The organism is Pseudoduganella sp. GW821-FHT12E03 (assembly GCF_058807115.1).
In genome coordinates, this window is sequence record NZ_JBXAQJ010000004.1 from 583,285 (window position 1) to 604,997 (window position 21,713).

The following is a 21,713-nucleotide window of genomic DNA, read 5'->3' on the forward strand; positions in this document are numbered from 1 at the left end:
AGACAAGGCCGGAATCATACGCAATGCGGCACAGCCACGCCATATGTCTGACGTTTTAACCCGGCTATGTGCGAAGAAACACAAACCAGAATTGCTCTAAAACGGATAATATTACATGTTGCAGTTTTAGAACCGTCCACTTTCCAATAAAACAGCAGTTCTGTAAGCACCTAAGTAAGAGTTCGTAAAAGCTATGCGCACAATGGATTTGACACGCGCCGAAACCCGCGAAACCACCCCGGCCCAGGCCCCCGCATCGGCGCCAGCTACCCAGCTGCCCTATGCCGTCGCCACGTGGCTGCAGCGGGTGGATGCAGCTGCGCATCCGAAACCGAAACTGGCCATCCTGCCGGAGCCGGACCCGAAACAGCCGCAAACCCACTACCGCCTGATCTATGTGCTGGCGCCGACCAGCGGCGGCCGGCATGTGGCGTTATGCCTGTACAAGGCCCGCCTGCGCCCGAACGGCGATGTGGCGGCCGCCACGCCGGTCAGCGAAGTATTTTCCCTGCTGTCCGCGCCGCCGTCGTTTCTGGAACCGGGTGATGAAGACTTGATCCGCTTTTTTGTGGCGATGCGCAGTGGTCCGAATTCACAGACCGGCAGCGCAACCGAGCCGCGCGGCAAGATCGGCGCGGCCTTGCTGCAAATGCTGGCCGAACAGGACAAGCTGCTGTGGGCCAATTCCTGGTCCGACGTCGGCAATGGCTTGGTGTACCCGATGAAAGGGGGCGCCTTGCGCCAGGCGAACCTGGCCTGGCGCGAAGAAGGCAAAGGCTTGCGCCTGGGCTGGGCGGTGGAAGCACCGGAAGGCGCGCGCCACCATGGCGCCGATTCCGTCGACTACATGTTGCCGACCGACCCGCCGTGGTACATCGATAACCTGTCGTGCGGCGTGCTGCAACTGAACCAGGGCGGCACGGAAATTCCGCTGGCCGACCTGCAGGCGCTGGTGGCGCAAGCGCCGCTGCTGTCGGCCAGCGACAAACTGCGTGTTTCGCAATTGCTGCTGGCGCACGGCTTGCAGCAATTGATGCCGTTGCCGCAACCGCTGCCGCAACGGATCCGCAATGACGTGCTGCCCAAACCGATCCTGGTGCTGGATTCGGCCATGCTGGCCGACGGCGCGCACCAGCGCTGGAATGACTATGCGGTATTGTCGTACGATTATGACGGCGAACGCGTGTCGTTCGACCCGTCGCAGCGCGTGGTGCGCCAGCGCGGCGATGTCACCGAAGTCATCCAGCGCAATGAACAGGCCGAAGCCGATGCGCTGGCCGCGCTGACGGCGCTGGGCTTCCGCAAGCCGAGCGCGCTGCCGCTGTCGTCCGTGCGCGGCGGCCTGCTGCTGGCCAGCCAGGCCGACTGGCTGCGTTTCGCCGCCGATGGCATTGCCGAATTGCGCAGCCATGGCTGGCAAGTGGAAAAAACCCCCAAGTACCGCTATGACGTGACGCCTGTCGATGGCTGGTATGCTGAAGTCGAAGAAGACGACGCCGATGGCGGCCATGCCTGGTTCGAACTGGAGTTGGGCATCATGGTGGGCGGCGAACGGGTGCCGCTGCTGCCGGTGCTGGTGCAAATGATCCGCAACGCACCCAACGATTTCAGCCCGAAAGCGCTGGCCGTGCACGCGGAAGAAGACCAGATGCTGGCGACCTTGTCCGATGGCGAGCGGGTCGCGCTGCCATGGAACCGCGTAAAACCGATCCTGGCGACCCTCGGCGAACTGTACTTCAGTGAAAAAATCCGCCATGCGGTGCGCTTGGCCACGCTCGATGCGGCGCGCCTCGATGAATTGGCGCGCACGGTGGACTTTGAATGGACCGGTGGCGAAGAATTGCGTGAAATGGGCCGCCGCCTGAACCAGTTCAATTCCGTCAAGCGGGTGCCGACGCCGGCCGGCTTGCGTGCCACCCTGCGCGATTACCAGGCAGACGGCCTGGCATGGATGCAATTCCTGCGCGAATACGGCTTGGCCGGGATCCTGGCCGATGACATGGGCCTCGGTAAGACCGTGCAGACCCTGGCGCACATCCTGGTGGAAAAAGAAGCCGGGCGCCTGACGCACCCGGTGCTGGTGATTGCCCCGACCAGTTTGATGGGCAACTGGCAAGATGAAGCGGCGCGCTTTGCGCCGGACTTGCGCGTGCTGCTGTTGCAGGGCAAGGACCGCGCGCAAGTGTTCGACCAGATTCCGCAGGCGGACCTGGTGCTGACCACGTACGCGCTGTTGCCGCGCGATGAAGAAAAACTGCACGAGCATGAATTCCACCTGGTGATCCTCGATGAGTCGCATTACATCAAGAACACCCGCTCGAAAGCCGCGCAAAGCGCGAGCCTGCTGAAGTCGCGCCACCGCTTGTGCCTGTCCGGCACGCCGCTGGAAAACCACTTGGGCGAGCTGTGGTCGCAGTTCCACTTCCTCTTGCCTGGCTTGCTGGGCGATGAAAAAACCTTCAACTCGCAATTCCGCCATCCGATCGAGCGCCAGGATGACCCGCTGCGGCGCACCTTGCTGAACAAACGCATCAAGCCGTTCCTGCTGCGCCGGACCAAGGACAATGTGGCCAAGGAATTGCCGGCCAAGACCGAGATGGTGCGCAAGGTGGAACTGACCGGCGCCCAGCGCGACCTGTATGAAACCGTGCGCCTGGCGATGGACCAGAAAGTGCGGGATGAAATCGACCGCAAAGGGGTGGCGCGCAGCCAGATCGTGATCCTGGAAGCGCTGCTGAAATTGCGCCAGGTCTGCTGCGACCCGCGCCTGGTGAAGTCCTTGCCGTCGAAAAAGCAGGGCGCCGGTTCCGCCAAGCTGCAGGATTTGATGCAGATGGTGGAAGACTTACTGGAAGAGAATCGTAAAATCCTGGTGTTCTCGCAATTCACTTCGATGCTGGAACTGATCGAAGAAGAACTCGATACGCGCGACATCCCGTACGCGATCCTGACCGGGGAAACCAAGGACCGCAGCGCGCAAGTGGCGGCCTTCCAGCAAGGCGCGGTGCCGATCTTCCTGATTTCGCTGAAAGCCGGCGGCGTCGGCCTGAACCTGACGGCGGCCGATACCGTGATCCACTACGACCCGTGGTGGAACCCGGCGGCGGAAAACCAGGCCACCGACCGCGCCTGGCGGATCGGCCAGGACAAGCCGGTATTCGTCTACAAGCTGATTGCCAAAGGCACGCTGGAAGAAAAGATCCAGCTGCTGCAGCAGAAAAAATCGGATCTGGCGCAGTCGGTGCTGGCGGAAGGCGAATCGCAAAAGATGACGTTGACGCAGGAAGACTTGCAGCAGATTTTTGCCCCGCTGGTGGACTAACCCAAAGACCAATCCATGTCCGACGAAGCCTTGTACCGCCAGATCCTCGACAACAGCAGCGAAGTGCATTTCATGCTGGAATGCGGCAGCGGGCGGTTGCTGTATCTGAGTCCGGCGGCCGGGCGCCGTTTCGGCTACACCCTGGAACAGGCGCAGCAGCTGACCACGGAGCTGATCGAAGATTTGCCGCTGCGGCTGGAGCGCTTCGCCGCGGGCGACCAGACCCGCCGGCGGGTGCGGCGCGAACTGGACTTGCCGCATGCAACCGATGGCCACACCATCCCGGTCGATGTGGAATCGGTGCTGGTGTTAAATGAGCTGGGCAGCGCCGTGGCGTTGACCGGCAATATCCGCGACGCCAGTGAGCGCTACGAGTGGCAGCAACAGCAAAAGAAATTCGCGTCGATGCTGTCGCATGAATTCCGCACGCCGCTGTCAACCATCGACGGCGCCATCCAGCGCCTGGAAATGACGGGCGCCCATCACGACGAAGCCACCCGCAAGCGTTATACAAAAATCCAGACCGCAGTGGACCGGCTGCTGGCGATGCTCGATGAATACCTGTCGCCGGAACGGCTGGCGTCGATCGGCCGCAAACGCCAAGCCAATGAAATCGCCCCGCTGGCGTTGCTGGAAACCGCGGCGGAACTGGCGCGCGCACGGCGCGCCCAGGTACGCGTGGAAGTGGAGGGCATGCCGCAATGGCTGCGCTGCGATCCGGCCGGCATCCGGCTCTGCCTCGACATCCTGATCGACAATGCCATAAAGTACACAAGCAATAACACCGCCATAACATTGATCGGCAAAAAAGCAACAGAGGGCGGCATCGAATTCGCGGTATCGGACCAGGGGGCTGGCATTACCCCCGATGAAATCGATAAGCTGTTCGAAAAAGGCTACCGTGGCCGCAATGCCGCCGGGATTGCCGGTTCGGGACTGGGCTTGTACATGGCGCGTGCCGTGGTGGAAGTGCATGGCGGGACACTGACGGTCGAGAATTTTTCTGAAAGCGGCAAGAAATTTAGGATTTGGCTTCCAATCGCGGCGTAAGCCGGGAAAATCCTTGCGCCATGCTGCATCCACCGGTGATAATTCTCACCATGTAGGCGCATGCTTACATCCAATTAAATGGCGCTTCATACATGACGCAGATTTTGATCGTGGAAGACAATCTGGACTACGCCGAGGAAATGGCGGAATTCCTGACTGAGCTTGAACACGTAGTCCACATCACCAACAATGCCGGCGAAATGTGGTCGGCACTGAGCCAAGGCAATGTTGGCGTGGTGGTGCTCGACCTGGGCTTGCCGGATGAAGACGGCTTCAATGTCATTCCGCGCATGCGCCAGCTTTATCCGCACATTGGTTTGCTGGTCCTGACGGGCCGTGTCGCATTCGACAACCGTATTCTCGGCCTGCGCCTGGGCGCCGACCACTATCTCACCAAGCCGATCAAGTTCCCGGAACTGGCGGCGCACATTGAAGCGCTGGACCGCCGCGTGGGCCCGCAGGAAACCATGCCGTTGCCGGCCAAATGGACCTTGCGCCTGGCCGCGCGCCGCCTGGAACTGCAAGGCCAGGCCATCACCCTGACGGAAAAAGAGTGTAACTTCCTGCACCTGTTGACGATTAACACCCGTCCGGTGCCGCGCCAGGTGATCGTGGCCGGGATCGGCGGTGACGATCCCGATGCGGGCCGCCGCGTCGATATGCTGGTGTACCGCTTGCGCAAGAAAGCCCGCAGTGGACTGGGCCAGGATTTGCCGCTGCGCAGCGCGTACGGCGAAGGCTACAGCCTGTCGACCAGTTTCAACCTGTCCTGAACACCTTATTTCATTTCTGCAGGAATTTTAATTCCTATATGCAAAAACAATCTCCCAAGCTGTGACATTTGGAGATTTTCTTCCTGTAATCATTTCCTAAAATGAATTCTTGTGCTGTGCAGCAATTTGCGCACGGCCCATTTTGCCATTGAGGAGTTGACGGATGAAAATCAGGGACTTGAAGATCGGTACGCGGCTGGGCGGCGGCTTTGGTATTTTGATGCTGCTGGTCGTGGCAATGGCGGTGGCGGGTGCGTGGCGCTTGCAGACCGTGGGTGATTTGACCAGCCGGATGGTGGACGACGCCATGCGCAAGGAACGGCTGACGGCGGAGTGGCATCGGCTGGTTGGCATGAATGGCACCCGGGTGCTGGCGATGGCGCGCGATGCGGCGGGCGGCAACGCCGATAATGATTCCGCGGTGGCGATGGCGACCCGTGCCCGCGTCAATGACATTCAAAAGCAACTGGAAGCGATCCTGAACAGTGCCGAGGAGCGGCCCCTGCTGGCCACGCTGACCGAGGCCCGCAAAGCATATGCCGCCATGCGCGACCGGGTATTCAAGTTGAAGCTGGCGGGTGATGTGGACGGCGCCCGCGCCCTGGCCAACAGTACCTTGGAACCTCTGCTCGAAGTCTATCTGGCGCGGCTCGGCGACATCGGCAAACACCAGGCCCAGGTAAGCCAGGACTTGTCCCGTGAAGTGCAGCAGGCTTACCGCAGCGGCCAGCAATTCCTGTTGCTGGCGGCGCTGGGCGCGCTGGTGTCGGGCGCATGGTTCGCCTGGCGCATCACGATCTCGATCACGCGGCCGTTACACCGGGCGGTGCAGGTGGCGCAAACGGTGGCGTCCGGCAACCTGGGCAGCCAGATCGACGTGCATAGCCGCGATGAAACCGGCCAGTTGCTGCAAGCCTTGAAAGACATGAATGCCAGCCTGGCCAGTCTGGTCGGTCAGGTGCGGGGCGGGACCGACACCATTGCTACCGCGTCCGGCCAGATCGCCAGCGGCAATCTCGACTTGTCGAGCCGCACCGAGCGCCAAGCCAGTTCGCTGCAGCAAACAGCGTCGTCGATGGAGCAATTGACGGCCACCGTGCGCCAGAACGGCGACAGTTCCCGCCAGGCCCATGCGTTGGCCATGTCGGCCTCGGCCGTGGCGCAAAAAGGCGGCGCCGTGGTTAGTCAGGTCGTCGACACCATGGGCCAGATCAACGCATCGGCGCAAAAAATTGCCGATATCATCAGCGTGATCGATGGCATCGCCTTCCAGACCAATATCCTGGCTTTGAATGCCGCCGTGGAGGCGGCCCGCGCGGGGGAGCAGGGCAGGGGATTTGCCGTGGTGGCGTCCGAGGTGCGCAACCTGGCGCAGCGCAGCGCCACGGCGGCGCGGGAAATCAAGGCGCTGATCGTGGATTCGGTGGAAAAAGTGGAAAGCGGCGCCAAACTGGTCGATCAGGCGGGCGCCACTATGGAAGACATCGTCGGCCACGTGCACCGGGTGACGGACTTGATCGGTGACATCACCCAGGCCAGTGCGGAGCAAAGCGATGGCATCGAGCAAATCAACAAGGCCATCATGCAAATGGATCAGGTAACGCAGCAAAATGCCGCGCTGGTCGAGGAAGCCGCCGCTGCGGCTGACGCGCTGCAAGAGCAGAGCCAGGCGCTGGCGCAGGTGGTCAGCGCGTTTAAGTTGACCGGCCATGGTCCGGCCCAGGGGCGGCGCTTGGCCCTGACGGCATGATCCCGTAGGGCGGTTTTCGCCGAAGGCGAAAGCCGCCATGCATGCAGTCCGATCCTGCCGGCGCTGGTGGCAGCGCACCCATGGCGGCTCGCAAGCGAACCGCCCTACACATTCAGCATGGCGCCAATAATTAGGGACAGAGACATGGAAAAATCTTAATTTCCATAAATAATCAGGGACAGAGTAATGCAATCAAGGTACTATCGCACCTCCCGATTGCACTTTATATTGTCCCATGGCCCGCCTGCCCCGCCTGATCGTCCCTTTCCAGCCGCACCACGTGATCCAGAAAGCGCTGTCCGGCGTCCCCCTGTTCCGGGATGACGCCGACTATAGCGCCTTCCTCGACTGGCTGCGCACGGCGGCGAAAACCTGGAAGCTGTCCATCCACGCCTACGCGCTGTTGCCCGATTGCCTGCATTTGCTGGTCTCGCCCGCCGACGAGGAGGGCCTGGGCCAGGCCATGCAATGGATCGGCCGCAATTACGTCCCGTATTACAACCGGAAATACAGCCGTGCCGGCACCTTGTGGCAGGGCCGCTTCAAGACCTCGGTCATCGATGCGGACTTATACTTACTCCTCAATAGCCGGTATATCGAGTACCTGCCCGTGCGGGCGGGGCTGGCGTTTGAGCCGGGTGGCTATCCCTGGTCCAGTTATGCGCAACATGCGGGCCTGAAGCCGGACCCGGTGGTGACCGACCATCCGTTGTACTGGTCGCTCGGCAACACGCCTTACCAGCGTGAAAATACCTATGCGGACATGACGGCATCCGACCTGTCCAAAGACCAGATTCTCATAGTGGAAAAGTCGGTCCTGAAGGGCTGGCCGCTGGGCTCGGACAAGTTCAAGACTGACTTGCAAAACAGGATGCAGCGCCAGGTGCTGCCGGCCAAGCGGGGCCGTCCTTTCAAGAAGACCGTTGATTAAAAAGATAATTCTTTCATGGAGCCCGGCCATGCGCCGGGTAATTTTTTGCCAACAATTACTATGTCCCTAATTAAAAAATATATCGATTTTCGATAATTTAATTTGACTCCGACCCTAATTGTTTTAGTTGAGTTTACATTGGCATTGATCTATTCTGGGTTTTCGTTATCTAAATGCAGTGGAGAAAACATGGAATCGCAAGGTTTGTACAACCCAGCCAACGAACATGACGCGTGCGGCGTCGGTTTCGTCGCCCACATCAAGGGCAAAAAAAGCCACTCGATCGTTGAGCAAGGCCTGCTGATCCTGAAGAACCTGGATCACCGGGGCGCGGTTGGCGCGGACGCGCTGATGGGCGACGGCGCCGGCATCCTGATTCAGATCCCGGACCAGTACTACCGCGATGAAATGGCCAAGCAAGGCGTCGAACTGCCGCCGCCAGGCGAATACGGCGTCGGCATGGTGTTCCTGCCAAAAGAAAACGCATCCCGTATCGCCTGTGAACAGGAAATCGAGCGCGCCGTGCGCATCGAAGGCCAGGTCGTGCTGGGCTGGCGCAATGTGCCGGTCGACTACGACATGCCGATGTCGCCGACCGTGCGCGCCAAAGAACCGCTGATCCGCCAGATCTTCATCGGCCGCGGCCCGGACATCATGGTGACCGACGCGCTCGAGCGCAAACTGTACGTGATCCGCAAATCGTCGGGCCACGCGATCCAGGCGCTGCAATTGCTGCACGGCAAAGAATTCTTCGTGCCATCGATGTCGGCCCGTACCGTCGTGTACAAAGGCTTGCTGCTGGCCGACCAGGTGGGTGTCTACTATAAAGACCTGCAAGATCCACGCTGCATCTCGGCACTGGCCCTGGTGCACCAGCGCTTCTCGACCAATACCTTCCCGGAATGGCCGCTGGCCCACCCGTACCGCCTGATCGCCCACAACGGCGAGATCAACACGGTCAAAGGTAACTTCAACTGGATGCGCGCCCGTGAAGGCGTGATGAAATCGGCCGTGCTGGGCGACGACCTGCAAAAGCTGTTCCCGCTGATCTACGAAGGCCAGTCCGACACCGCGTGCTTCGACAACGCGCTGGAACTGCTGCTGATGGCGGGCTACCCGCTGGCGCAAGCGATGATGATGATGATTCCGGAAGCGTGGGAAAACCACACGCTGATGGATGACAACCGCAAAGCGTTCTACGAATACTATGCGTCGATGATGGAACCATGGGACGGCCCGGCCGCCATGGCGTTCACCGACGGCCGCTACATCGGCGGCACCCTGGACCGCAACGGCTTGCGTCCTGCGCGTTACATCGTGACCGACGACGACCTGGTGGTGATGGCGTCCGAATCCGGCGTGCTGCCGATTCCGGAATCGAAGATCATCCAGAAATGGCGCCTGCAGCCAGGCAAGATGTTCCTGATCGACCTGGAAGCCGGCCGCATCATCGATGACAAGGAATTGAAAGATACGTACGCCAACGCCAAGCCGTACAAGGCATGGATCAACGCCGTGCGCATCAAGCTGAACGAAATCAAGCTGTCGGAAAGCCAGCTGGCTAAAAACGTTGCCCGCTATGACGGCAGCGCGCCGGGCGAAAAAGCCGTGCCGTCCATCATGGACCGCCAGCAAGCGTTCGGCTATACCCAGGAAGACATCCGCTTCCTGCTGGCGCCAATGGCAGTGGCCGGCGAAGAAGCCACCGGCTCGATGGGTAACGACTCGCCGCTGGCGATCATGTCGAACAAGCTCAAGCCGCTGTATAACTACTTCAAGCAGCTGTTCGCCCAGGTGACCAACCCGCCGATCGACCCGATCCGCGAAGCGATGGTGATGTCGCTGGTATCGTTCATCGGCCCGAAACCGAACCTGCTGGACACCAACAACGTCAACCCGCCGATGCGTCTCGAAGTGGCGCAGCCGGTGCTGGGCTTTGACGACATGACGCGCCTGCGCAATATCGCGCAACACACGGGCAACAAGTTCAAGTCGTATGAACTGAACATTTGCTACCCGCTGGCATGGGGCAATGAAGGTGTGGAAGCATGCCTGGCCTCGCTGTGCGCCGAAGCCGTGGACGCGGTGAAATCCGGCCACAACATCCTGATCGTGTCGGACCGTTCGATCGGCGCCGACCGCGTGGCGATTCCCGCCCTGCTGGCGACGTCCACCGTGCACCAGCACTTGGTCTCGAAGGGCTTGCGCGCTTCGACCGGCCTGGTGGTGGAAACCGGCTCGGCCCGTGAAACCCACCACTTCGCCCTGCTGGCGGGCTATGGCGCGGAAGCCGTGCACCCGTACCTGGCAATGGAAACGCTGATGGAAATGGCGCCGACCCTGCAAGGCGACCTGAGCGGTGAACAAGCGATCTACAACTACACCAAAGCCGTCGGCAAGGGCCTGATGAAGGTCATGTCGAAGATGGGTATCTCGACCTACATGTCGTACTGCGGCGCGCAGATCTTCGAAGCCGTGGGCTTGAACAAGTCGCTGGTGAACAAGTACTTCCGCGGCACCGCCTCGAACGTCGAAGGTATCGGCGTGTTCGAAGTGGCCGAAGAAGCGCTGCGCTTGCACAACCTGGCGTTCGGCAATGATCCAGTGCTGAAAAACGCGCTGGACGCCGGCGGCGAATACGCGTTCCGTGTGCGTGGTGAAGACCACCTGTGGACGCCGGATGCGATCGCCAAGCTGCAACACTCGGCCCGCGCCAACAACTACAACACGTATAAAGAGTACGCCCAGATCATCAACGACCAGAGCAAGCGCCACCTGACGTTGCGCGGCCTGTTCGAATTCAAGATCGATCCGTCGAAAGCCATTCCGCTGGATCAAGTCGAGCCAGCCAAGGACATCGTCAAGCGTTTCGCCACCGGCGCCATGTCGCTGGGTTCGATCTCGACCGAGGCGCACGCCACCCTGGCCGTTGCCATGAACCGTATCGGCGGCAAGTCGAACACCGGTGAAGGCGGCGAAGATCCGGCGCGCTACAAGATGGAATTGAAAGGCATTCCAATCAAGCAGGGCGACACCATGGCTACCGTGCTGGGCTCGGACAAGATGGTGGTGGACATCCCACTGCAAGCCGGCGACTCGCTGCGTTCGCGCATCAAGCAGGTGGCATCGGGCCGTTTCGGCGTGACCGCTGAATACCTGAGCTCGGCTGATCAAATCCAGATCAAGATGGCGCAGGGTGCAAAACCTGGCGAAGGCGGCCAGCTGCCAGGCCACAAAGTGTCCGAGTACATCGCACAACTGCGCTTCTCTGTACCGGGTGTGGGCCTGATTTCGCCGCCACCGCACCACGACATTTATTCGATCGAAGACTTGGCACAGCTGATTCACGACTTGAAAAACGCGAATCCTGCCGCTTCGATTTCGGTCAAGCTGGTATCGGAAGTCGGTATCGGCACCGTTGCCGCCGGTGTGACCAAGGCCAAGGCCGACCACGTGGTCGTCGCCGGCCAGGACGGCGGTACCGGCGCGTCGCCGCTGTCGTCCGTGAAACACGCTGGTACGCCATGGGAATTGGGCCTGGCGGAAACGCAGCAGACCCTGGTGCTGAACGGCTTGCGTTCCCGTATCCGTGTGCAGGCTGACGGCCAGATGAAAACCGGCCGCGACGTGGTGATTGCCGCCATGCTGGGCGCCGATGAAATCGGCTTCGCCACCGCACCGCTGGTGGTGGAAGGCTGCATCATGATGCGTAAATGCCACCTGAACACTTGCCCGGTGGGCGTTGCCACCCAGGATCCGGTGCTGCGCGCCAAGTTCCAGGGCAAACCGGAGCACGTGGTCAACTACTTCTTCTTCGTGGCCGAGGAAGCCCGCCAACTGATGGCGCAACTGGGCATCCGCACCTATGACGAACTGATTGGCCGTTCCGACCTGCTGGACAAGTCGAAAGCCATCACGCACTGGAAAGCGCAAGGCCTGGACTTCTCCAACATCTTCTACCAGCCAAAACTGGCGGAAGGCCAGTCGGTGTACCACGTGGAAAACCAGGACCACGGCCTGGACAAGGCACTGGACCACAAACTGATCGCCCAGGCCAAGGCAGCGCTGGAAAAAGGCGAGCGCGTATCGTTCATCTCGCCAGTGAAAAACGTCAACCGCACGGTCGGCACCATGCTGTCCGGTGAAGTGGCGAAGCGTTATGGTCACGCCGGCCTGCCGGACGACACCATCCACATCCAGCTGCAAGGCACGGCCGGCCAGTCCGCCGCCGCCTTCCTGGCTCAGGGCATCACGCTGGACTTGGTGGGTGAGGGCAACGACTACGTGGGTAAAGGCTTGTCGGGCGGCCGCATCATCGTGCGTCCGAACACGGAATTCCGTGGCTGGGCCGTGAACAACATCATCATCGGTAACACCGTGCTGTACGGCGCGATTGCCGGCGAAGCCTTCTTCAACGGCGTGGCCGGCGAACGATTCGCTGTGCGTAACTCGGGCGCCACCGCCATCGTTGAAGGCGTGGGCGATCACGGTTGCGAATACATGACCGGCGGCACCGTGGTGGTGCTGGGCGCCACCGGCCGTAACTTCGCGGCGGGCATGTCGGGCGGTATCGCTTACGTGTACGACCCGGACGGCGATTTCGCACAGAAGTGCAACCTGTCGATGGTCAGCCTGGAGTCGGTGCTGCCAGCTTCCGAGCAGAAACTGGACCAGAACACGTGGCACAGCCAGCACCGTGACGGCGAGCCGGAGGCCGACGAGGTCATCCTGAAGCGCCTGATCGAGCGTCACTTCAAGCATACGGGTTCCACCCGTGCGCGCTTCCTGCTCGACAACTGGGCCGAAGGCCGCGGCAAGTTTGTGAAAGTCTTCCCGAACGAGTACAAGCGCGCGCTGATCGAGATGGCTGAAGATAAAGCCCTCGAAATGGAAACCCAGGCGATCGCCGCCTGATGTGATGCACTGAATGCGCCCCGGCTTGAGCGGCATGTGCCGCCGCCGGGGGACGCAAACTGATGAAGATAAGGAATTAAATCGTGGGTAAAATCACCGGCTTTATGGAATTCAAGCGCCAGGAAGAGAGCTACCTGGCTCCCGAGGCGCGCCTCAAGAACTACAAGGAATTCGTCCTGCACCTGACGAATGACCAGGCCAAGATCCAGGGCGCACGCTGCATGGATTGCGGCATCCCGTTCTGTAACAATGGCTGCCCGGTCAACAACATCATTCCTGACTGGAATGACCTGGTTTATCGCGGCAACTACCGCGAAGCGCTGGACGTGCTGCACTCGACCAACAACTTCCCGGAATTCACCGGCCGCATCTGCCCGGCGCCGTGCGAATCCGCCTGCACCCTGGGCATCAGCGAAGACCCGGTCGGCATCAAGTCGATCGAACATAAAATCATCGACGAAGGCTGGGCGCACGGCTGGGTCGTGCCGCAACCCGCCGCCGTTAAGTCGGGCAAGAAAGTCGCCGTGGTTGGTTCCGGTCCTGCCGGCCTGGCCGCTGCCCAGCAACTGGCGCGCGCCGGCCACGATGTCACCGTGTTCGAGAAATCGGACCGCGTCGGCGGCCTGCTGCGCTACGGCATCCCTGACTTCAAGATGGAAAAGTCGCACATCGACCGCCGCGTGGAACAGATGGAAGCGGAAGGCGTGAAATTCCGTACCAGCGTGCTGATCGGTAAAGATTTCCCGGCCAACGTCAACAACTGGGCCAAGGAAACCATCTTCCCGGAAGACCTGGACAAGGAATTCGACGCCGTGGTGCTGGCCGGTGGTGCGGAACAGCCGCGCGATTTGCCAGTGCCGGGCCGCGACCTGAAGGGCGTGCATTTCGCGATGGACTTCCTGCCACAGCAAAACAAGGTCAATGCCGGCGACAAGGTCAAAGACCAGATCAAGGCCAGCGGCAAGCACGTGGTCGTGATCGGCGGCGGTGACACCGGTTCCGACTGCGTTGGCACCTCGAACCGCCATGGCGCCGCCTCGGTGACCCAGTTCGAACTGATGCCAATGCCGCCGGAGCAAGAGAACAAGCCGCTGGTCTGGCCTTACTGGCCAACCAAGCTGCGCACCTCGTCGTCGCACGACGAAGGTTGCGAGCGCGACTGGGCCGTGGCCACCAAGCGCCTGGAAGGCAAGAATGGCAAAGTTGAAAAACTGATCGCCTGCCGCGTGGAATGGAAAGACGGCAAGATGGCCGAAGTGCCGAACTCGGAATTCGAAATGAAAGCGGATCTGGTGTTCCTGGCCATGGGCTTCGTGTCGCCAGTGCAGCAAATCCTGGAAGCGTTCAACGTCGACAAGGATGCGCGCGGCAACGCCAAAGCCACCACCGAAGGCGACAACAGCTATAAAACGTCGGTGCCAAAAGTGTTCGCCGCAGGCGACATGCGCCGCGGCCAGTCGCTGGTCGTGTGGGCGATCCGCGAAGGCCGCCAGTGCGCGCGCGCTGTGGATGAGTTCCTGATGGGTTCGTCGGAACTGCCGCGCTGATGTTCTGACGTGTGGGCGCCCGGCCTCAAGGCCCGGCACCCATGTCGTCTAAAGGTTATAACTCCCACCGGAGCAAGTCGGGCGATCCTCGGCTTCTCCGGTTTTTTTATGCCCGCAGGACTTCCCGCCACAGTCGAGGCGCATACCTAATAGGGGCCTTTGTGACATTCTGTGAGTTTGTTTCTTAATGTAAATTGCTATAATGAACGGTTTATTATCAGCTTTTACATAGAATAGGGACGCTCGCCTTGAGTTCCGGTGTGGCCGTACCTTGTCATTTTATTACGCCCACTCAGGACCATTAAGCATGAGCGTCATCGCCAATCAGTTGCAGCAGCTGTACGTCACCTATTTCAACCGTCCCGCCGATGCCGCAGGCCTGGCTTACTGGAGCGCCGCCGCTGAAGCCGGTGTCGGCCTCGACACCATTTCCGCCTCGTTCGCCGCCTCCGGTGAATTCAAGACCCTGTACGGCGGCAAACCCGCCGCCGAACTGGTGAAAGCGGTTTACCTGCACCTGTTCAACCGCGCGGCCGAACCGGCCGGCATCCAATACTGGAGCGGCGTGATCGAACAGGGCAAGATCAGCGCCCATGAGGCGGTGGCGGCCATCGTGCGTGGCGCGCACAATGCCGACGCGGAATACGCCACCAACAAGGTGGCGGCCGCGGTGGCATTCACGGCAGCGCTCGATACCCCGGCCAAGCAGAGCGCCTATGGCAATGCGAATTCGCTGGCGCTGGCCAGCAAGTGGCTCGACGGCGTGACGGACAACGTGACGCTGATCATGGCGAAGTACGCACTGGGCAAAACCATCGACCAGGTGGTGAAGGCGGCGTCCGGTCCGATCCAGGGCACCCTGGCCGATGGCTACATCAAAGGCGCCATCGTGTTCGCCGACGCCAACGAGAACGGCAAGCTCGACGATGGCGAAGCGCAAACCACGACCGACAGCCAGGGTAACTTCACCCTGACGGGCGGCATCGGCACCCTGATCTCGATCGGCGGCACCGACGTGGCCACCGGCAGCGCGGTCAACGGCAGTTTTAAGGCGCCGGCCGGCTCTACCATGATCAGCCCGCTGACCACCCTGGTGCACTCGGTGGCCAGCAGCGGCAACATCAGCGCGGCGCAGGCGGAAACGCTGGTGAAGGAAAAACTGGGCATCGCTGACACGGTGAAACTGGGCAGCTATGATCCGATCGCCTCGGCGGTCAGCAAGGACGCCAGCGCGGAAGACAAGGCGACCGCATTGAAAGTGCAGTCGCTGGCGGCGCAGGTCAATACCGTGATGGGCCAGGTGGGCGCGGTGCTGAGCGGCGCCGGCGTGACGCAGGGCAGCGATGGCGGCGCCAATGCCGCCACCAATGCGCTGGCGGACCTGATCGTCAAGGCGGAAGACACGGTGGACCTGGGCTCGTCCGATACCGCCAAGCAGATCGTCAAGGGCGCGGCGGAAGAAGCCGGTGCGGACCAGGCCAAGCTGGCGCAAGTCGACAAGCTGGCCACCGATGCCGGTAAAGCCATCGCCAACCTGAACCAGGCGATCGACGCGGCCAGCAGCAAGACGGGCGCGGATGCGAAAGCGCTGTTGACGGAAATCGCCAAGGTGCAGGTGGTGGCGGAGGCGGTGGAAAAGAATATGGAAAGCGGCGCGAAGGGCGGCGATGTGTCGGCCAGCGTGACCACGACCACGGGGACTGCGCTGAGTCAGGCGGTCAATAACGCGACCAGCCAGGTGGGGGAGATTACGCCGACGGCTGCACCGACGATCGCTCCCACAGTGGCGCCGACCATTGCACCGACCATTGCTCCGACTGTGGCGCCAACTGTGGCACCGACGGTAGCACCGACGGTAGCACCAACCGCAGCACCGACTGTCGCTCCTACTCAGGCGCCAACGGTAGCTCCTACCCAGGCGCCAACCGAAGCGCCGACGGTGGCGCCAACCGAAGCGCCGACGGTGGCGCCAACCGAAGCGCCAACCGAGGCCCCAACCGCGGCTCCGACCGTCGCACCAACCGTTGCACCGACGGAAGCGCCGACTGCCGCGCCAACCGTTGCGCCGACTGAGGCACCGAAAACCCTGATGGTCTCAGTGGATAGCAATAAGGTGCTGTCGTTCGGCGGCACGGCGACCGGCAATATTGAAATGAAACTGGATGCGGACAATGTGGCGACGTTTACGCGTGGTGGTGTGACCACGGGCGTAAAACCGGACTTGGACAATGTGGCGAAGATTTCGCTGGATGCAGGTCAGGTGTTGAATGCCACGGCGGCACAGCTGTCGGGCCGTGCTGTCGATGGTGCGGGTGCTGTCGTGGTATCCAATGTTGAAGCCACGCCAGGCACGGACCTGAGCGGTATCGCGGCAGCTTCGCTGAAAGCGGTTGTCAATCTATCGGACGAGACTGTCAGTCTGACCGGCAAGCTGGGTAGCGCTGCCGTGGCTATCCATGGCAACGGCACGGTGAATGTCGATAAGGCCAGTACTGCGGGTGCAACGTTCGTGGTCGATGCTGGCGCAGTGCTGGAGGGAATGGCATCCGCATTATCGGGTTCTGCCGTTACGGGCTTAGGTAATGTGCATGTGTCTGGCACGAATGGTAAACAGTCGTTGGATATAGCGATTAACGGCAGAATTAGCGGAGGTCTTGGGGCTGATCAGATCAAGGTTGGCGCTGGGGCACAGGTGCTTGAGTACGCATTTGGCGGTGCTCCAGCCGTGTACTCCACTGACGGTGTGGAGTATTACAGGGAAAAATCGACTTTCGCTGATATAGCGGCGCAATTGTCGAAAGGGGACAAATTCCAGTTCACATCGAAAAATAAGGTTTATGTTGCGACTCTCAGCGGCGGTGCAGAAAGTTTACAAAGCGCAATCGATGCTGCAGTCTCTGATGGTCAAGTACTTGGCTCGTGGAAAATCTCAGCATATGTTCGTGGCAGTAATGTCGTTCTGGTGGAAGAACAACGTCCCGTTTCAGAGGCGGTTTTTCTGAACCACGAATCCATTCGTTCTTCGGACTCAAATGGAATTGACCTTGATACCGTAAAGAATTTTCAGGTTGGGATAGATAAAATTCAACTGATCAATGCTTCTGGGGAAGAATTGGTTATGCCGGAATCTTTGACGCGATTTGCTGATGTAGACGGTGCAAAAATAAAAACAGATGAGCAATTCAACGAGCTGGTATTTCACTCCCCTGAGTTCCAAGGACTAAAATCCATGCACGCCGGCCTGCTTCAGGTCGCGGGTGGTGTATATGCTGGAGCATACTTGTATGTCCATAGGCCGAGCGGAGAGGTGCAGGATAAAGGGCAAGATGTATTTATTAAGTTTGAAAATCTAAACGGCGCGGGATCCATTGGCGCGTTAGATGTGAAAAGTTTCTTTGTTAAGCCGGTGGATACGACGCCGCCAGCTGCAAAAATTATTGATGTTGCATATGAAGAAAGCACCCGAACTTTAAAATTCTCGGGAGAGAAATTCAGTTCTTTATTCGCCCCTGGTGAAAATCACGATAAGGATATCAAGACTTATTTTGATTGGAAGAAGCTGGAATGGCAATTCTTCTCCACGACATGGCCGGAGATAGTGAATACGATCAATTTTGAACTAAGCGATATTGAGAGTGCTCGTGTCGAGGGCGAAACGTTATCTATAGAATTGACGTTGGAGAAACATAATAGCGTGCTTGCCACCCCCGAGTACGGGAATTACGATCGTCTGGGCACCAATGTCGGTTTCCTCCGTGATGCCTCCAATAATTTCCAAGACGATTACAATAAGAGTTTCTCAATTGATGAAACCAGGACTATAGCTTTAAATAAAGGCCCAATCCCGGCTACCAAGGCAGAAAAAGTAATTCTGTCTGCAGCGGGCGTGGATAAGGACATGATTGTCGATGGCGCTCAATTTGATACCGATACAATTGAAATTGCCAATCTCTCCGCAGGGGTGACGCTAACGATTGCCAATGTCAATAGTGCAAATGCTCTGCAGGTCATGTTTGATCGAGATAATCCTGAACAACATGTGTTTGGTAATATCGTGGTTAGCAGCAATAGTATCATTCAGTGGGCTGCTGGTCGGGGAAGCGATCAGCTCACGTATACCGGTACTGGTGATCCTTCGTTCTACTTGGGCGGGGAGGCTGATGTATTGACCGGCGGAAGCGGCCATAACCACTACACTCTTTTGTCTGGCGGATTGATGGAGGGGACAGCTCAGTTAATTGAGCATGCCGACATTATTACCAACTGGGATTCGGGTTCTGGAGATAGGTTGGAAATACTCGCACTGGCTGGCATGCGTTTTCCTCCAGTTTTCCAAGTAGTCACCCCGACTGCTGGAACAGCGGGTATTTCTGCGCAAGGGCTGGCCACGTTTGTGGCGGACGAAGCTACTTTGGCTGAGAAACTTGATGCGATCGAAGCAGTTATAGGTAAACGAGACGCTGGTACGCCTGTTGTTTTCAATCACAAGGGCGACGCCTACCTGTTTGTTGTTGGAAATCAGAACGCAGGCATCGGTAGCTTTGATTCTTTGGTTAAATTGAATGGTGTCGTTGCAACTGGATTGGAATTTGATACTGGTAGTAGTATTGTTGGATTCGCACCAGTTATCGATGTTACACCGCCAGCTATTACGCTGTCTGGTGCTGCATTAAATGTACGAGTTCCAATGTGGGCTCCCTCATTACGAACGGGAGAGTTGCGGATCACTGGGCAAAATTTCACGACACTCTTAAGTGGTGGCGAGGACGCTAATACTAATGTCGCCGCCAATTTTGATTGGTCTAAATTATTATTTACATGGCCGGAAGGTGATTCGATTCGTTCCATGGGATTCTCTATCGACGAAATCGATCATGCGAAAGTAGTTGATGACGCAACGTTAGTCGTTTCGCTGAGATCGGCACGAGCGTTGGATTACACAGGCGATACCTTGTCCGTCGCTGCAGGCTTCTTCAAAGACAAATCCGGCAATGCAGACATGGAGGCCAAATCGGTTGCCACTTTTGTTGAAAAAACATTGTTCATTGAGTCTAACGATGTCATCACAGGGCCGCTATCAACTGACCATCTTACTCTGGACATTGCGACGAATGCCGCTACCGTTGATGCTCGATTCTTAAAGGCTCCAATTAGTGTAGCGATGGATGCAGGCGAGTCTTTGACCATCACTCACCTCGACTACGCTACCCAGATCTCGGCTTTGGGCCAGAATGGCAATCTGATCGCTTCCGGCAGCGGCGCCACCCGCTTCGAAGGCGGCAATGGCAACGATGCCCTGGCGTCCACGTCGACCGGCAACGTCACCTTTATTGGTGGCGCGGGCGCTGATGTGCTGACGGGCGGTACAGGTGCCAACACATTTGTATATACCGGCATGGTCGGCGAGTTCGGTGCCGAGAGCGCAGCGCAGTTGATTGCCGGTGCGGATACCATTACCAACTGGTTTGCTGGTTCCGGCAACACGATTTACTTTGGCGGGACGCTGTTGCAGACAGTTGACCACTTCACCACTCCCAATGCGGCCAAGGCGGGATTGTCGTCGAGTGGATTGGCGACCTTCGATGCGTCGGACGACACCCTGGAGCGCAAGGTGACCGCAGTTGCGGGGAGCCTGGACAATGCAGCGGAAGGGACGGCCGTGGTGTTCAATCACGGCAGCGATGCCTATCTGTTCGTGGTCGGCAACAGCACCGCGGGCGTGCAAGCCGGTGATGCGTTGATCAAAGTGGCGGGCGTCACCGCGACCGGATTGAATTTGCAGGATGGCATGGTCACTGGCTTTGCCGGTGCTGGCGGGCCTGTCAGCCTGGTTGGTACCGACAATGCCGATGTGTTAACCGGGACCGCCTTCAACGATAAACTGAACGGTGGTCTGGGCAACGATACCCTCGATGGCGGCGCCGGTACCGATATCGCAATTTTCAGCGGCACGATCGTGTCGTCCAGTGTCACCAAAACGGCGGATGGCTATACGGTTCAGGGGGCCAACGGAACCGACACCCTGCTGGGCGTGGAGCGGCTGAAGTTTGACGACACGGCATTGGCGCTTGATATTGAGGGTACGGCTGGACAGGCGTATCGCCTGTATGAATTGGCGTTTAACCGTACGCCAGATAAGGCCGGGCTGGGTTACGCGATCGCGCAAATGGACAATGGCATGAGCTTGGTCGAACTTGCCGGTGTATTTGGCAGTTCACCGGAGTTCAACTCATTAGCAAAGACCAATATTGCTTATTTTGTTAACTATTTACATCTTGCCGCATTCAATCACGACGCTGATGCAGCTGGACTGCTCTATTGGTCTAATCTTTTGCATAGTAATACGGTCACTATACCTGAACTCATGGCCTATTTCTCGGAGAGCAATGAGCACAAGGCTGAGCTGGCGGACTTGATTGGCCAGGGAATTGAATACACGCCGTTTGGCTGATTATTTGATCTTTCTGCAACATCCGGTACGCCGCCGCAGTGGAAGGGGGGCTGTACCGGGGGGGCCGCCGCCCTCCGCGCGGGAGGGGCGGCAGTGACGGGGGCGGTGGCAAGCCTACGGTGCTGCGCTTGATCGGCGGCCAAGTGCGCTCGCAAAAGGCGGTGTGACGGTTGATGGGCAGACGGTGCGTAAGCTGACAATCGACGATTTGTACTTGTTGCGCCGCATAATGGGCATGCTGTGCCAGCACGGCGCCTTGTTCTCGCGCCACAGTCGAGGCGCATACCTAATAGGGGCCATTGTGACATTCTGATAGTTTGTTTCTTAATGTAATTGCTATAATGAACGGTTTATTGTCAGCTTTTACATAGAATAGGGACGCTCGCCTTGAGTTCCGGTGTGGCCGCACCTTGTCATTTTATTACGCCCACTCAGGACCATTAAGCATGAGCGTCATCGCCAATCAGCTGCAGCAGCTGTACGTCACCTATTTCAACCGTCCCGCCGATGCCGCAGGCCTGGCTTACTGGACCGCTGCCGCTGAAGCCGGTGTTGGCCTCGACACCATTTCCGCCTCGTTCGCCGCCTCCGGTGAATTCAAGACCCTGTACGGCGGCAAACCCGCCGCCGAACTGGTGAAAGCGGTTTACCTGCACCTGTTCAACCGCGCGGCCGAACCGGCCGGCATCCAATACTGGAGCGGCGTGATCGAACAGGGCAAGATCAGCGCCCATGAGGCGGTGGCGGCCATCGTGCGTGGCGCGCACAATGCCGACGCGGAATACGCCACCAACAAGGTGGCGGCCGCGGTGGCATTCACGGCAGCGCTCGATACCCCGGCCAAGCAGAGCGCCTATGGCAATGCGAATTCGCTGGCGCTGGCCAGCAAGTGGCTCGACGGCGTGACGGACAACGTGACGCTGATCATGGCGAAGTACGCACTGGGCAAAACCATCGACCAGGTGGTGAAGGCGG

The 21,713-nt window shown here is 59.1% G+C and carries 9 protein-coding genes and 1 pseudogene; all 10 read left to right on the forward strand.

The features are described from left to right. Positions 1 to 202: 202 nt before the first annotated feature. Complete coding sequence (locus tag AC1RRC_RS13480) at positions 203 to 3,322, forward strand: DEAD/DEAH box helicase (RefSeq protein WP_493055979.1); 3,120 nt, start codon at positions 203 to 205, stop codon at positions 3,320 to 3,322. A 15-nt stretch (positions 3,323 to 3,337) separates the two neighbouring features. Continuing rightward, complete coding sequence (locus tag AC1RRC_RS13485; RefSeq protein WP_493055980.1) at positions 3,338 to 4,372, forward strand: PAS domain-containing sensor histidine kinase; 1,035 nt, start codon at positions 3,338 to 3,340, stop codon at positions 4,370 to 4,372. A 92-nt stretch (positions 4,373 to 4,464) separates the two neighbouring features. After that, positions 4,465 to 5,145 carry a response regulator transcription factor gene (locus AC1RRC_RS13490; RefSeq protein ID WP_493055981.1) on the forward strand — a complete coding sequence of 227 codons (681 nt, stop codon included), beginning with the start codon at positions 4,465 to 4,467 and terminating at the stop codon, positions 5,143 to 5,145. 163 nt (positions 5,146 to 5,308) lie between these two features. Further along, positions 5,309 to 6,895, forward strand: coding sequence for a methyl-accepting chemotaxis protein (locus tag AC1RRC_RS13495; protein ID WP_493055982.1), 1,587 nt, complete (start codon positions 5,309 to 5,311; stop codon positions 6,893 to 6,895). A 235-nt stretch (positions 6,896 to 7,130) separates the two neighbouring features. Beyond that, a complete protein-coding gene (locus tag AC1RRC_RS13500; protein WP_493055983.1) occupies positions 7,131 to 7,826 on the forward strand; it encodes a transposase in 696 nt (231 codons plus the stop codon). Between the two features lie 189 nt (positions 7,827 to 8,015). Further along, complete coding sequence (locus AC1RRC_RS13505; RefSeq protein ID WP_493055984.1) at positions 8,016 to 12,740, forward strand: glutamate synthase-related protein; 4,725 nt, start codon at positions 8,016 to 8,018, stop codon at positions 12,738 to 12,740. 83 nt (positions 12,741 to 12,823) lie between these two features. Next, entirely contained in the window at positions 12,824 to 14,287 is a 1,464-nt protein-coding gene (locus tag AC1RRC_RS13510) for a glutamate synthase subunit beta (protein WP_493055985.1), read from the forward strand. A 307-nt stretch (positions 14,288 to 14,594) separates the two neighbouring features. After that, positions 14,595 to 20,738 (forward strand): DUF4214 domain-containing protein, encoded by a 6,144-nt coding sequence (locus AC1RRC_RS13515; protein WP_493055986.1) that lies wholly within the window; start codon positions 14,595 to 14,597, stop codon positions 20,736 to 20,738. A 38-nt stretch (positions 20,739 to 20,776) separates the two neighbouring features. After that, positions 20,777 to 21,003: pseudogene (locus tag AC1RRC_RS13520) on the forward strand (hypothetical protein); the annotation flags it as partial. Between the two features lie 181 nt (positions 21,004 to 21,184). After that, positions 21,185 to 21,713 (forward strand): DUF4214 domain-containing protein (locus AC1RRC_RS13525; protein ID WP_493055987.1); only part of this gene is annotated, 529 nt, incomplete at its 3' end.

Coding starts and splice junctions, on each gene's coding strand:
- AC1RRC_RS13480 (WP_493055979.1), top strand. CDS start 203: ATGGATTTGACACGCGCCGAAACCCGCGAAACCACCCCGGCCCAGGCC.
- AC1RRC_RS13485 (WP_493055980.1), top strand. CDS start 3,338: ATGTCCGACGAAGCCTTGTACCGCCAGATCCTCGACAACAGCAGCGAA.
- AC1RRC_RS13490 (WP_493055981.1), top strand. CDS start 4,465: ATGACGCAGATTTTGATCGTGGAAGACAATCTGGACTACGCCGAGGAA.
- AC1RRC_RS13495 (WP_493055982.1), top strand. CDS start 5,309: ATGAAAATCAGGGACTTGAAGATCGGTACGCGGCTGGGCGGCGGCTTT.
- AC1RRC_RS13500 (WP_493055983.1), top strand. CDS start 7,131: ATGGCCCGCCTGCCCCGCCTGATCGTCCCTTTCCAGCCGCACCACGTG.
- AC1RRC_RS13505 (WP_493055984.1), top strand. CDS start 8,016: ATGGAATCGCAAGGTTTGTACAACCCAGCCAACGAACATGACGCGTGC.
- AC1RRC_RS13515 (WP_493055986.1), top strand. CDS start 14,595: ATGAGCGTCATCGCCAATCAGTTGCAGCAGCTGTACGTCACCTATTTC.